This window comes from Sphingobium olei (assembly GCF_042678845.1).
Lineage (GTDB): Bacteria > Pseudomonadota > Alphaproteobacteria > Sphingomonadales > Sphingomonadaceae > Sphingobium > Sphingobium olei.
In genome coordinates, this window is the sequence record NZ_JBHTLS010000009.1 from 141394 (window position 1) to 154498 (window position 13105).

The window sequence follows — 13105 nt, forward strand, 5'->3', positions numbered from 1 at the left end:
ACTCATCGAACAACGAGCGATGGGTTTGCGATGCCGGGCCACCACATTTCCGATCAGCAGGTATTTCTCTTCATGACCCATCGTCGCCAACACACCCAGGCCGTCGCGGCTGCCAAGGCCGGTATCAGCGAGCGCAGCGCACGCCGGATCGAGAACGATCCGCAGCTTCCGTCCCAGAAGAAGAAGGAGCGCCACTGGCGCACCCGCGCCGATCCGCTCGAGCCATTCTGGCCACGCGTCGAGGAGTTGCTCCAGATCGACGGTATCATTGCCGTCACGGTCTTCGAGACGCTCCAGGACGAGTTCGGCGAGGATGCTGTTCCCGATGCGATACGACGAACACTGGAACGCCGGATCGCCCGCTGGCGGGCACTGCACGGCGGCGAGAAGGAGATCTTCTTCCCGCAGCATCATGAGCCCGGTCGGCAGGGCCTGTCGGATTTCACGGTATGCGACAGTCTCAAGGTCACCGTTGCCGGCGAGACCCTGGCCTATCGCCTCTACCACTTCCGCCTGGCGGCGAGTGGCTGGGAGCATGCGGCTGTCGTGCTGGGCGGGGAGAGCTTTGCAGCCCTTTCGGAGCACCTGCAGGATGCGTTGTGGAAGCTGGGCGGCGCGCCGGCCGAACACCGCAGCGATTCCCTGTCCGCCGCCTACAAAAACCTCGACGCCGATGCGCAGCGGGATTTCACCCGAAGCTATGACGAGCTGTGCCGTCATTACGGCATGCTTGCTACCCGCAACAACCGCGGCGAGGCGCACGAGAACGGATCGATCGAAGGTCCGCATGCCCATCTCAAGCGACGGCTCGATCAGGCCTTACGCCGGCGGGGCAGCCGCGATTTCGTCAGCATCGAGGCCTGGCGCGAGTTCGTTGAGGCGCAGGTCGCCAGACAGAACCGGCGGCATGCTGTGCGCATCGATGCAGAACGCAGGGTACTCAAGGCGCTGCCCGCAAGGCGAACCACCGATTTCGCCATGGTTACCGTCGATGTCACCCGCAACGGCACCGTCGCCATCGATCGGGTTACCTATTCGGTGCCTTCCCGCCTCGTCGGACGGCGCCTCAACGCGCATCTCTTTGACGATCGCATTGAGCTCTTCCTCGGCCCGGACAGGGTAATGTCCACGCCGCGTGTGCGGATCAGTCATCCCCACCGGGGGCACAGCATCGATTTCCGGCACATGATCGGTAACCTGCGCCGCAAGCCCGGTGCACTGCGCAACCTCGTCTACCGCGAAGCCCTCTTCCCCGATCACGCCTACCGGCGGGCCTGGCAAGCCTTCGATGCCCAACTCGATGGACGGCAGGCCTGCCGCGATGCCGTCGCGCTGCTCGATATCGCCGCCAGGGGCGACTGTGTCGACGTGCTGGCCCGGCGGATCGATGAGGCTCTCGACAGCGGGCGCTTGCCCGATGTCGATGCGCTCAGGGACGAGTTCCTGCCAACCGCAAGATCGCAGCGCGATGTCACTATCCCGCCACCCGATCTGCACAGCTACAACAGCCTGATCGCCAGCGGGGAGGTGCACTGATGACCCGCACCAAGGATCAGGCCGCCGCCGTACTGCCTACCCTGCTCAAGGCCTTGCGCCTGCCGAGCATCAACCGCAACTGGAAGCGCCTCACCGACACCGCCGATCGCGATGGCTGGCCGGCCGCCAACCTGCTGGCCTCGCTTCTCGAGATCGAGATGGCCGATCGCTCCTCCCGGCGCATCCAGCGCCATCGCGACCAGTCCGGCTTGCCCGCAGGTAAGACCTTCGCCACCTTCGATTTCGACGCCGCCCCCGGCATCCGCAAACCGCACCTCTTGTCCCTTGCCGCCGGTGACGACTGGATCGAGAACGGCGGCAACCTGCTGCTGTTCGGCCAGAGCGGGACCGGCAAGACGCACGCAGTTGCCGCCATTGGTCATGCCCTTATCGACACGGGGCGGCGCGTCCTGTTCTGCTCCACCACCGACATGGTCCAGAAGCTCCAGTCCGCGCGCCGCGACCTCAGCCTGCCCGCCATGCTCGACAAGCTCGACAAGTTCGATCTCATCGTGCTCGACGATCTGTCCTACGTCCGCAAGGACCAGGTCGAGACCAGCGCCTTGTTCGAGCTCATCGCACACCGCTACGAACGCCACTCGCTCGCCATTACCGCCAACCAGCCATTTTCGGCATGGGACAACATCTTCCCTGATCCCGCTATGACTGTCGCCGCGATCGACCGCCTCGTGCACCACTCGACCATCATCGAGATGAACGGCGAAAGCTACCGCAAGCGTTCCGCCGTCGCCCGTATCAACGCCGACGATTACGACCCACCCAATGGCGCCCCGGACCGGCCATCATAATTGTCGCTGGCTTCGCGCTCGGGAGCACCCTTGCTAAGGCAACGGGTAATTGTCGCCAGCGGCAATTACATGCCAACCATCCCATGCGCTTCAGACCCTCGCTTCCGGCCAGCGTCAGCGACAATTACCCAGCGTCGTGATTGTCGCTCGACGGTTGCTCCCCGCAACAGCAAATGGTAGCCAGAATTCACCAACCGGCGCGGCCACCTATCGGCCATCATAATTGACGCCGACCGGACTCCGTAATCGTCGCGCTACAGATCTGCTCAATCGCGCTGGAAGTCATCATGCCGGAGCGGCCATAGAGTTTGCCTGGCGATGGCGGCGGCGCCCAGGGCGCTGCACCGGGCGGGATGGAAGCCGCATATGGCCATGCATGTTCGGCCGGCTGTCCGTCGTTGGCGAGCGCTTCGATCATCTTGGGCAGTAGCGCCGGTTCGGAGAGGGATCGACCCGCACGCTTCTGGGCATGAAAGTAGGCATATTCGCAGCAGAGCGGATCCCATCCTGGGCGGAGTGCCGCATGCGCGTCGCTGGCGGCGAAGGCCACGCAGGTGGGGCGGCCGCCCTGGTCGCGAACGGGGCCGAAGATCGAACGTAGATCCCGCTTGCACACCACCGACGTCATGCTGCCTCCAGCAGGACGCGGCGTTCGGCGCGAGAAAGGCCGATCTGCTCGGGTCCGGTGAAGTCGTAGTCGACGGCGAGGCTGGTCAAGGGTTCGTTCGGGTTCCAGGGGCGACGCTCATCGATTGCCAGCGTGCCACGACCCGCGTCCCGGCTGACCGCCGTGACCCGCCGCACCACGGATCCGCCGACACCTTCTAGGTCCGACGTTTCCACGGAGTCGCCGACGATCGCGAAGCCGCTGTACCGTAGCTGGTCGATGTCCCAGAGATAGCCGCCGCCGCTGTGCTCCTCCACGCGCAGAACGAACAGATCGTTGCTGCTGCCGTCGATCCGCGTCCCCGCGTCGCGTTCGGTGAGGAGCCACACGTCGCCGCGATAGTCCTGTGGCCGATGGTCGGCCAGCAGCGCGGTCTTCATCTGCTTCGGTTCGGTCTTGAGGAGGTCGGCCACCCTGTGGGATTCGAGCAGACCGTAGCGCCCGAGCGTAAGGCAGGTCGCGGTGTAGCTGGCGCCGAGGCGCAGGGCGAGCTGATAGACCGTGCTTGGCCGGGCCAGTTCCTCGCCGGTCCAGCCCTGACGCTCGCAATGCCAGGCGATCAGCCAGGACGGCATCATGAAGGCGACCGCGAAGGCGTCCGCCTCGACTTCCTGGAAATCTGAGGAGGAGGCGGAAGAGACCGCCATGCGCCGCAGGATGGACTCGTCGTCGAGGCTTGGGCTGTGCCGCAGCGAGAAATGGCCGAGTTCGTGCGCGGCGGTGAAGCGCTGGATGGCCATCGAACGTTGCGTCGTGATGAGCACGCCGGGCGTAGGTTCGCTTATATAGGCGCCCAGCAGTCCATCGAGGGGGCGCAGGAGCAGAGGCAGGTCGAGTGAGTGGATGGAGGCGAAGACGTCGATGTTCCCGCCGCGTTCGGCGACCAGGTCCCGATACGGAAGTTTGCGATGCAGCCTGCCTGCAGCCATCGTGCCGTTCCGCACCGCACCGGCGTAGCTCGTCGCCATCCTCAGCTACCCTTTCCAGCGGCACGGGCACGGAGATATTCGGCGAAACGGCCCAGTTCCTCGCGGTCGGTCTTCGACAGCTGCGCCGCGGCGCGCGCCAGATGGGCCACGTCCGGAGCGAACCCGGAACCCGCGGCCTCCTCGCCGGTGAAGTAGCCGACCGACTGCCGATAGAGACGGGCGAGCCTGGTGAGCTCGATCGCCTCGACGCGTCGCTGCCCGTTCTCGATGTCGGTGAGGGCGGTGCGGGGAATCTTGAGGTAGGTCGCCACCTCCTCCTGCGTCAGACCCAGATACTTGCGGGCTTCACGGAGGCGCTCGCCCAGAAGGCGCCGGGCCTCGTCGTCGTCATCCACGATGGTCATGGCGTGACTCCATTCCGCTTCTTCCATTCCTTCTCGATGCGCGGGAGCATGTTCTTCACCGCGCTGTCGATCGATCCATATCCGCCCGCCTTCACCACCATCTCGGGAAGTTCGATGCCGCCCAGGACCGGCTCCACAGCACAGAGTATGTCGACGCAGACGATGGAATCGATCTGGACCGGCATGATCCGGATCTGCGCGGGCGTGGCGGGCAGCGGCGTTCCCTTGATCTTGGCGAACGCGCGTACTGCCTCGGTGAGTTCGGCCACGAGGCACGCCTCCACCAGAGCCGTTGGAAAGGCCGTAGTCGTCGGAGAAGGCGGTGCGATCGTGGCCATGGCAACCCTGTCTGCTATGAGGACTAGCTATTGGTTATAATGTCTGATTATCCGACATGCAACCGATTCCGCCCTATCCCTCCAGCATGGGGGACCGGTCAGGAGAAGATGTACTGAAACCGAGCACGTCGGCCGGCGTCATCTCCCGCTCGATGCTGACGAAGGATGCGAAGGCTCCGCCTGAAGCCATGAAGCGGCTCGCAGCTTCGATGCGCCCGATCGCCCGATTGAACAGCTCGCCATGGCTGGTCGAAGCGATCCCTGGTGCGGCTACGGCTCGCCAGATCGCGGCCTGCCGCACGGCCATCGCAAGGCTGGTAGCGAGGAGAGGTGGTCCGCGTTCGGCTGCCATCATGAAATAGTGGAAGGCTTCGCGGACTGTTGGATCCGCCAGATTGGGGCGATCCATATCCGTCCGCTGCAATATCGTCTCCGCCCACAGGATCGGCGCATCGGCCAGGTACGGAAACCAGTCGGCGAGATTGCGGGGCCAGTCCGAAAGCTGATCGGTCGCCCCCGCGCGAAGGAGAAGGCCTGCTGCAAGGGCCGCTGCGACCGGCGAGAGCCGCTTCTGCATGACGACGTCGCGCATTTCCACCAGATTGGCGAGCTTTTGCGCCGCCGAACCCGTGTCGGCGAACGCCTGCGTCCGTTGGGCGTGGAACAGGGCCGACCATTGCTCCGGCAGCTCCGTCTTAGCGCCCGCCGGGTCCGCGAGCCTGGCACGCATCCGATCGACCACCGTTCGACCGTCATACCGGCCCAGGCGAATCTCCATGCGCACCGGCATGGGATGGCCCAGGTCTCGTGGAATCGTCACGGCCACCATGCCATTGTCGTCGGCGCGGCGTAGCGACAACCACACGGAACTCCTACCGGGTGCGAGCAGGAAGTCGAGCCATGTCACGGACTGTTCAGTCGTCTCCTGCGTTCGGGCTTGGAACAGCGTGATGGTTTCCAGGGGAACCTCCGCGCTGGTCGCGGCGTCGCGGAGCGATAGCGAATTGGCGAGGATCGAAGCTGTATCCTTGTCGATCATTCGACGCAGCAGTCCAAGATTCGCAAGATCGGCCGGCAGGCCGCCGATGCCCCGGAATCCTTGATAGCGCATGTTGTCTATGTCGTCATGATCGAAGGTCCGGCCGCCATCCTCGGCCTTCTTAGCCAGCCTGCTGACGCTTTCTTCCAGCGAAGGCCGGGGAGGCGGATCGACGATCGAAAATCGTCCGGCGTCCGGCGGCGGGCCATCGCGGGTCGCGACGATCATGGTTCCGTCGTAGGGAATGCCATGCGGTTCCACCGCCTGCTCATCCAGCGCATTGTGGTCCCGCAGCGCTTCGGCCACCGTCTGCTTGACGTGAGTTTCCAGCGCCGCGAATCTGAGCGACCAGGGGAGGCCGGAGGTGTCATAGGGCGCGAAGTTGGGAGGAAGTCCTTCCAGTCCGCTGAGTACGGCCTTCGTGAAAAGGGTTCCGTTGTCGCCTGCCATCTGGAACGCGTTCTGGCCGGCACCGGTCGATTGGAGGCTAATGAAGGGTTTCGCCCGGCGCGTGGATGCTCCCACTGGCTTTAGTGGTTCGCTGCCAACGATGTGGAGGAGGCGGGCGATTACCGGATCGTCGCGGCATGCGTCTATGAAGAACAGTCCGCGGTCGACGTTGAAGGTCTTCACCGCCCTCATCAGAGGGTCGACTGCGACCGCGCTGCCCGCGCCGTTGCCGATGGCCATCGGATTGAGGACGTCGCTGAGCAGGAACGCCTGATTGCCCATCACCTCGACCCCATGGCCGGAGAAGAAGAGAAGCGCCACATTGGGTTCGTCGGACAACCTGCCCGCATGAGCCATCTCGCTGGCCCAGTCCAAGAGGGCGGGTTGAACCGATCGTAGGTCTGTCTTCCCGATATGCTCCCTGGAAAGACTCAGCACCTGATCGCGTTCGTCCGGACGAGGAGCGAGATGCAGCCTGCAGCTTGCAAGAGGCGCGCCGACGATTTCCGGCGCATTGGCGAGCCACTCGAAGATGCGGGCGGCGGACAATGCGGAAACTTCGAGTTGTCCGAGGCCCCCATTGTCCTGGGCTCTCTGTTCTGGCGGGGCGGATCCCCCCGAGAGGTGAGGATAGTCGCTGATGCCGAGTACGAACGCGTGCACGCCTGCCTGATTGGCTTCGCCGGCTCGCCATAGGCCATCTTCATCGCCGACAGGCTTCAAATTCATCGGTTGCCCCCCTTGTTCGAATGGGCCTCCTCTACAACCGATTGGCCATCGCTTGGAAGAAGGTCGGTCGAGCAAGAAAGCCGGTGTGGGCAAGGGCAAGGCCGTAGCCGGTGTTGTAGCGTATGTCCTGTACGCCTTCGAACACCGGTTCCATGACGAAGCCGACCGGATCGTTTTCATCATAGAAGTTCGTCCAGGCTTGCACTCGCCGGGGGAGGGGAAGTTTGGCGGGGTCGCCCGCTCCCTGGCTCAGAAACATGCCCATTTCCGCGAACAGCGACACCTGGGAACCGAAGCTGATCCAGTGATCGACTTCCAGTTTGTCGAGGATGTTGTCGCCTTCGGCAAAGTAGGTCAGCGCGTCATAGACTAGCTGCCCTCCCATCGAATGGCTGACGACCACGATCTTTTCTCCTGTCTCGTTCTTGCGCGCCTGGGCGCGGCGCAGGGCCGCGAGAAGAAGTCGAGGGATATCGCCGGGGCGGCCCTGTTCGCCACGCTGAGTCAGATAGGTGAACACGTCCCCCGTGAATCGTGCGAAGAGCTCGTTTGCATAGGGACGGGCTTCGCCCAGCAGGACGCTGACGGCATCTCCCGGCCAGAGAGGCGCCCGCCTCACGAGTTCACCGGCACGGGCGAACCAGTCCGCTGCTCCCCCCATCGGTAGGGCCCTGCTTCCCCTGAGGTCGGCATCCACTGCCCTGACCAGGGCGCGAGCCCGGTCGCCTTCGCTCGCTTCCGCCCGCATAATCTCATCCCAGTTCGCGGCGATCATGGACGCAGCAACGGCGAGCGCAGCGACTTGCGGCCGCTCGACGACCGGATCGACGGTTCCCGGAAGGCAGGCCAGATACAGGTCGGCGATGAAGTCGGCTCGCTCATCCGGGCGGACGAGCGCGAGGCTGGACATCTGATCCGCATCTTTCGGTCTACCGAGGACCGGGCCCGACCGGACGGGTTGCGGCGCGGCGCGATCAAACGGCGTAACATCCGGATTGCCGCGCAACGATCCGAGGCCAGCCATTGCGCTTCCAGTGGCTCCCTGACGAAGAAGTTGAGTCTTGGGACGGGAAGCCAGGTTCCATCGGAACTTCACGCCATGGTCACCCCAGTAGACGGGTTCGTATCCCGGCTCTGCGCCGTTCACCCCGAGCTTCGGTCCCAGCCAGCGGCGTAACGGCTTCCCCAGGATCTCCCCATGTTCGGCCGTCCTGACGTTAACCCCGTGCACGTAGATGATCGTCATCCGGTTCCCCCGTTTGTCGTCGCTGATCCCCTCCCGGCACCCCCGAGATGCCATCGGCATGCCGTTCTACGAAACGAGTACTCTGCGCGCAACGGGACCGGCGCCCGCCGCCCGAAGGGTCGAGCACTGCTGGCGGCTACCCGCCCATATCGGTCGATCGCGGATCGCGGCGTCGAACCTGAAAATTGCCGCTCGTTCACCGCCCGAATTTAGAATGGGTACGGCGCGTGCTGATCAAGTCGCCAAACTTTCGTGGAAGGTCGACTAAGGCTGAAAGGCCCGGGCGTGGCGGGAGGACGAGCGGTATCTTTGGCGGCGGCGATCCGGCGAAAGCGCGTCTTCGTCCTCGGTTGAGATTAAGGCTATTTATTGCGTGTGAATGCAACACTATCTCAAGCTCATGAGAGAACGAGAAGAATCGGGCAAAGCTGTACGAGCCAGCGTGACTGCGGATCAACCCCGGACTAAGATCGAAGAGGATCAGCTAGGCTACCGGGACTTTGCTAATGCAATTGCAATGGGTCTGGCCGAGCGCTGTCGTGAAGACGGTCTGGTCATCGCGATCCATGGCAAGTGGGGAGCCGGCAAGACGACAGCAGTGAACATGGCCGTCGACGCGCTTGAGCGCTTGGAAGCGGCCAAGCCAGAGGAAGAGCGAACTATTGTTGTGCGCTTCAACCCCTGGTGGTTCTCCGAGCAAAAGGATCTCACGCGCGCCTTTTTCACCGAGCTGACCGCCTCGATTGGCAAGCGACTTTCGTCGAGTGTTCGCGACGGGCTGCGCATCATGGCGAAGAAGGTAAGCGGTGCCAGCGAACTCGTGTCTTCCGTCCTCGCCTGGACCCCGGCGGGCCCTGCTGCCAAGCAGGTCGCGGAGCTGGTGAAAGGGGCGGGAGAGGAGATCCTCGATGAGCGGAGCCTCGACGATGTTCGCACCACCCTCTCGAAAGCGCTTCAGAACGAAGCCCGGTCGATTGTCGTCATTATCGACGATGTGGATCGGCTTCCTGCCGACGAAGCCCGACAGATCTTCAGGCTGGTGAAGTCGGTCGCAGACCTGCCCTGCGTAACCTACCTCCTCGTGTTCGATCGTGACATCGCCGCTCGCGGCCTCGTGCAACCAGCGGACGCCGACAGCCCCGAGTGGCTGGAAAAAATCATCCAGGTCTCATTCGATCTGCCCCCGGTTGCGCAGGGCGATCTGAACCAGCTTTTTCTCGAGCGAGCCAGCGCCATCATCGGTGACGTGCCCGTGGTAGATCAAGTGCGCTGGGGCAACATATTCCATGGTGCGATTGCCCCATGGTTGCGCACCGCTCGCGATGTCGTCCGGTTGGCAAACGCGCTCGCAATGGCCTGGCCTGCTTTGCGCGATGAAGTAGATTTTGCCGATTTCATCGCAATCGAGACAATGCGGTTATTCGAGCCGAAGCTTTATGCTTTCGTTCGCAACCACAGCGAGCGGCTGACCGGTGCCGAACCTGACCGTGCTGGACGGGAAGAGCGTTCTGCGTTCGGAGAACAGCTTCTCGCGAATGTTGAGCCCGACCGCCGCAAACGGGCCGAGCGCGCCCTTTGCTATCTCTTCCCTCGGCTCGATGCGATCTTTGCAAACACATGGCGCGGCCATGATTGGGCGCGCGCCGAGCGTGAGCGTCGGATCACCTCTCGGCGCCGATTCCCGATCTATTTCAACTTGGGCCTTGGAGACGGAATCCTTTCCGCCGATGATCTCGCGGCGTTTCGCGACAGCTTTCAGAACCCGGAGGCAACGAGCGAAATGGTACGCAACTATGTCGCCACGCCGCGTCGCCAAGGCGGCACGCGGGCGGCGGTCCTGCTCGACGCGATCACTTCGGAAATTGATACGATGATGACAGGCGACCAGGAGCAGGCGGCACGGGCCCTGTTGGCCGCAGCTGACCTTTTCTTGAACCCCGCGGACGACAGAAAGGCCGCGAATGGCCTGCCAAGGATGTGGGCAGTCTCTTTCGCAATCGAGCCGTTTTTCCGGGGGCTCGCTGAGACAGCTATCGCTCAGCTGATCGGTGAAGCCATTGATGGCCCGTCACCACTTACGGCCGCTTTTTTTTGACGATAATGGCTGGTGAGCATGGTCGAGGGGGAGAGGACGCAAAGCCGGAAGACGAGCGACGTCTGTCGCTAGAGCATGTCGAAATCCTCGAACAGCGCTTGGTTGATCGCGTGGCCCGCGATGCAGCAACGGGGGACCTCGTCAAGCGCCGGAACGTCGCGAGCCTGATCTGGTGGTGGCAGGAAAGTGCGGGACCTGCGGTACGATCCTGGATTGATGCCAATCTCGATACAGGGGACTTCGCGCCCTGGTTGATGGCAACGTTCACCAGCGAAGGGGTGGGGCAAGCCATGGGCGATATGGTGGGCCAACGCATGTACACGGTGAACCGAGACTCCCTCTCAAAGCTGGTGGATATTGATCGGTTGAGTGCGATCGCGGAGCGCCGGATTGCCAATGGCGAGGACCTCGATCAAGCGGCGGCCCATTTCGTTGCTGGCCTGAAGTCGCGATACTGATATCTCTGCGGTCAGGGCGCAGACTTCCAGCCCGAAACTGTGAGGTCGCTTTTGGCCAAGGCTGCCAGACGGGGATGCGCTCAATGACGGTCGTTCGACAAGAGTTCTTGGTCGCCTGAAAGCGGCGATTCAAATCTTCACCGGGGCCGCGACAGTGCAGCGGTCTAGGCGCTGACGCGCCCACGGCAGCCGATACAGATGCCCTTACGAGATCGCGCAAAAATTCTGTCGAGCACGAACATCGGCCTCTACCGCTTTGACCGAAAAAATCGGGTGCCTATATCAAATAGCGAAACCAGTCCCGTCGCAATTGGCAGACCTCCGAAGGCCAATGTGTCGAAGGCGTACGTTCCAACCGCCTTACTTGTTATTATTCCTATATCTTTATTTCGTTTCTCCAAGTCATGTGAAGCCGTAATAATTCCTGTTATGTGATTTATTCTATCTCTCTGATCGAGATAAAAGGCTACTTGAGTTATATTCACTGGCTCCGGACTAGACAGCAGATTCTTTGCCTGACCAAATGTTTCGCCGAGCGAAAAATCTGGCTTTCTCTCTTGGGAACGAGTGGCCAAGTCGATAGCGTTCTCCCGCTTATAGTAGGTATAATTATGAGTTGAGATATTGTCCCGAAAATTGGGATGACTGATGAATGGCTCGGCATGCTCCTCTTGAGAAGCAGCCAAAATTATCCCCAAGCCGCTACCTATTCCATAAGGTTCCAGTCGCCATGCATAACTGGGGCCAAGCGAGGTTTGTCCGGTCTTCTTAAGGTGCTCTTCGGTGATTTGTTTTCCGGCACGCAGATCATACTCAGCGGGTGCTCCGAGCATGATGGCCTCGGATAGTGAAGTGATGTTATTTTCCCGCTCCATCTCACGTGCCAAATTTTCATATTTGTAGAGGTCTTTGGGAACTGCCATCCCTCGTTTGAGAGCCCAACGCAAAATTTGCGGGCCAGTCATGTATGAGTTTGGATCTAGGCTGGCATTGTCCAATGGAACACTCAAAGGCTCGGCTTTAAATCGGCCATTCTCATCTGGAAGAAGCGCGAATTTGCTGTCCGTGCCAAAGCCAGTGATAAAATCCTTTTCCTTGAAATGATCATATCGCTGGGAGACCCAAACCTCTGAATACCTGATATCAACAGATGCCAAGACGGCTATCAGCCTTGCAGGATCAAAAATGGTGGCTGCATCAATTATGATTGGACGCATGTCCGATTGTCTCCGAGTGTCGTGTAGGCCTGATTCTGCCATATCTCCTGAAATTTAGATATTTTTCCCAGAATTTTCACGGCATAGAAGGCAAAGGGACGACGTGCGTCAGTCGGCAGCCGATGACGCTTGAAAGCCAGCTATCCTCGCGCACCCTAATCCACACCCAACATTCTCCTTACGGCCCGTCTTGAGCATCCAGAATGAGAAAGCGGACCGACCGCAGTTGGGAACGGAAAATTCGCGGCTGAGCGGCCGTAAAGGGTCGATCTGGTTTGACCGACCGACGGACTGGGCGAAGCGTCGACTTTCAAACAAAGAGCCAGCGGAGGTGGACACTCCGATTGATCAACCTCTCGGGAAGCTAAGGTGGGGGTACGTTCGATAACCTAATGCCACGATCCCACCAAAGAGGTCTGTTATCTGGTCGCACTTTCATGCCCTCCGTCCAGAACTCGGATGAGGTCGGCATTCCAGGCAGGAGCAGACTGCTGTGTCATCCATAGCCGGGCCTTTTCACGAAAGGCTGGCGTTGCCGTCTGCGTCATCCGTTTCAGCCATTCGCGTGCACAGTCGATGTCGCCGGCATCGACCAACATGCGAGCATGGTTGAACTGTCCGCGGAAATCGCCTTGTTCGCCAGCCTGCTGATAATGTCGGGCTGCTTCGTCTAAGTCACGATCGACGGTCCAGCCGTCCTCATAATAACTGCCGATCATATTGACCGACTTGGCATGGCCCAGAGCGGCGGCCTGCTGGAACAGGCGAAAGGCTTCCGTCCGGTCTTCGCTAACGCCTTCGCCCAGCGTGTAGAGCGTTGCCAGATTATACATGGCCCAATCCAGGCCACGCTCGGCCGCCGACCCATACCATTGGGCGGCCAGCCCTTTGTCTACGGCCGTACCCCAGCCATGTTCGCAGCAACGGCCGACCATGTTCATGGCCATCACATTGCCCGATTGCGCGGCGAGGCCGAACCAGCGCAGCGCTTCTGTCGGATTGCGGGACACACCTCGTCCATCAAGATGGATCTGCCCGGCGAGCAACTGTGCCTCGTCATGTCCCGCTTCAGCCGCTTCCAGCAATAGTATGGCCACGTCCTCCGGCGGTCCTGCAAGCGCGGTTTCGCGGTTCGCTTGCGTCATGGCGATCAGACGGGGCTGGCTGGTCATATGTCGGCTTTCATGA

Annotated in this window: 12 protein-coding genes; 4 read left to right on the forward strand and 8 right to left on the reverse strand. The window is 61.5% G+C overall.

Going from position 1 to position 13105, the window contains the following annotated elements:
• Positions 1 to 30 precede the first annotated feature (30 nt).
• Both istA and istB read left to right on the forward strand, forming a co-directional pair.
• Positions 31 to 1536, forward strand: coding sequence for an IS21 family transposase (gene istA / locus ACFQ24_RS02680; RefSeq protein WP_429614824.1), 1506 nt, complete (start codon positions 31 to 33; stop codon positions 1534 to 1536).
• Complete coding sequence (gene istB / locus ACFQ24_RS02685) at positions 1536 to 2345, forward strand: IS21-like element helper ATPase IstB (protein WP_380908923.1); 810 nt, start codon at positions 1536 to 1538, stop codon at positions 2343 to 2345. Before istA ends, istB begins: the two co-directional genes overlap by 1 nt.
• 217 nt (positions 2346 to 2562) lie before the next feature.
• On the opposite strand, the gene ACFQ24_RS02690 is transcribed toward istB, so the two are convergent.
• The 6 genes from ACFQ24_RS02690 to ACFQ24_RS02715 form a co-directional block, all read right to left on the reverse strand.
• Entirely contained in the window at positions 2563 to 2973 is a 411-nt protein-coding gene (locus tag ACFQ24_RS02690) for a hypothetical protein (protein ID WP_380908925.1), read from the reverse strand.
• The gene (locus ACFQ24_RS02695) at positions 2970 to 3980 is read right to left on the reverse strand and encodes an ImmA/IrrE family metallo-endopeptidase (RefSeq protein ID WP_380908927.1); all 1011 of its coding nucleotides are present in this window, start codon (positions 3978 to 3980) and stop codon (positions 2970 to 2972) included. The genes ACFQ24_RS02690 and ACFQ24_RS02695 overlap by 4 nt, the downstream gene beginning before the upstream one ends.
• Positions 3981 to 3982: 2 nt before the next feature.
• Complete coding sequence (locus tag ACFQ24_RS02700; protein WP_380908929.1) at positions 3983 to 4345, reverse strand: helix-turn-helix domain-containing protein; 363 nt, start codon at positions 4343 to 4345, stop codon at positions 3983 to 3985.
• A complete protein-coding gene (locus ACFQ24_RS02705) occupies positions 4342 to 4683 on the reverse strand; it encodes a hypothetical protein (protein WP_380908931.1) in 342 nt (113 codons plus the stop codon). The genes ACFQ24_RS02700 and ACFQ24_RS02705 overlap by 4 nt, the downstream gene beginning before the upstream one ends.
• A gap of 73 nt (positions 4684 to 4756) precedes the next feature.
• Positions 4757 to 6901 (reverse strand): caspase family protein, encoded by a 2145-nt coding sequence (locus ACFQ24_RS02710; RefSeq protein ID WP_380908933.1) that lies wholly within the window; start codon positions 6899 to 6901, stop codon positions 4757 to 4759.
• A 31-nt stretch (positions 6902 to 6932) separates the two neighbouring features.
• On the reverse strand, positions 6933 to 8147 hold the full coding sequence (locus ACFQ24_RS02715; protein WP_380908935.1) for a hypothetical protein: 1215 nt from the start codon (positions 8145 to 8147) through the stop codon (positions 6933 to 6935).
• Positions 8148 to 8526: 379 nt separating this feature from the next.
• On the opposite strand from ACFQ24_RS02715, the gene ACFQ24_RS02720 reads away from it, so the two are divergent.
• Both ACFQ24_RS02720 and ACFQ24_RS02725 read left to right on the forward strand, forming a co-directional pair.
• Positions 8527 to 10242, forward strand: a complete 1716-nt coding sequence (locus ACFQ24_RS02720; protein ID WP_380908937.1) for a KAP family P-loop NTPase fold protein — start codon at positions 8527 to 8529, stop codon at positions 10240 to 10242.
• A 5-nt stretch (positions 10243 to 10247) separates the two neighbouring features.
• Positions 10248 to 10700 (forward strand): hypothetical protein, encoded by a 453-nt coding sequence (locus tag ACFQ24_RS02725; protein WP_380908939.1) that lies wholly within the window; start codon positions 10248 to 10250, stop codon positions 10698 to 10700.
• A 248-nt stretch (positions 10701 to 10948) separates the two neighbouring features.
• On the opposite strand, the gene ACFQ24_RS02730 is transcribed toward ACFQ24_RS02725, so the two are convergent.
• Both ACFQ24_RS02730 and ACFQ24_RS02735 read right to left on the reverse strand, forming a co-directional pair.
• Complete coding sequence (locus ACFQ24_RS02730; protein WP_380908941.1) at positions 10949 to 11917, reverse strand: hypothetical protein; 969 nt, start codon at positions 11915 to 11917, stop codon at positions 10949 to 10951.
• A gap of 419 nt (positions 11918 to 12336) precedes the next feature.
• A complete protein-coding gene (locus tag ACFQ24_RS02735) occupies positions 12337 to 13089 on the reverse strand; it encodes a tetratricopeptide repeat protein (protein WP_380908943.1) in 753 nt (250 codons plus the stop codon).
• Between the last annotated feature and the right edge of the window lie 16 nt (positions 13090 to 13105).

Excerpts from the sequence above, each read along its gene's own strand:
- istA (WP_429614824.1), top strand. The coding sequence starts at position 31 with ATGCCGGGCCACCACATTTCCGATCAGCAGGTATTTCTCTTCATGACC.
- istB (WP_380908923.1), top strand. The coding sequence starts at position 1,536 with ATGACCCGCACCAAGGATCAGGCCGCCGCCGTACTGCCTACCCTGCTC.
- ACFQ24_RS02690 (WP_380908925.1), bottom strand. The coding sequence starts at position 2,973 with ATGACGTCGGTGGTGTGCAAGCGGGATCTACGTTCGATCTTCGGCCCC.
- ACFQ24_RS02695 (WP_380908927.1), bottom strand. The coding sequence starts at position 3,980 with ATGGCGACGAGCTACGCCGGTGCGGTGCGGAACGGCACGATGGCTGCA.
- ACFQ24_RS02700 (WP_380908929.1), bottom strand. The coding sequence starts at position 4,345 with ATGACCATCGTGGATGACGACGACGAGGCCCGGCGCCTTCTGGGCGAG.
- ACFQ24_RS02705 (WP_380908931.1), bottom strand. The coding sequence starts at position 4,683 with ATGGCCACGATCGCACCGCCTTCTCCGACGACTACGGCCTTTCCAACG.
- ACFQ24_RS02710 (WP_380908933.1), bottom strand. The coding sequence starts at position 6,901 with ATGAATTTGAAGCCTGTCGGCGATGAAGATGGCCTATGGCGAGCCGGC.
- ACFQ24_RS02715 (WP_380908935.1), bottom strand. The coding sequence starts at position 8,147 with ATGACGATCATCTACGTGCACGGGGTTAACGTCAGGACGGCCGAACAT.
- ACFQ24_RS02720 (WP_380908937.1), top strand. The coding sequence starts at position 8,527 with ATGCAACACTATCTCAAGCTCATGAGAGAACGAGAAGAATCGGGCAAA.
- ACFQ24_RS02725 (WP_380908939.1), top strand. The coding sequence starts at position 10,248 with ATGGCTGGTGAGCATGGTCGAGGGGGAGAGGACGCAAAGCCGGAAGAC.
- ACFQ24_RS02730 (WP_380908941.1), bottom strand. The coding sequence starts at position 11,917 with ATGCGTCCAATCATAATTGATGCAGCCACCATTTTTGATCCTGCAAGG.
- ACFQ24_RS02735 (WP_380908943.1), bottom strand. The coding sequence starts at position 13,089 with ATGACCAGCCAGCCCCGTCTGATCGCCATGACGCAAGCGAACCGCGAA.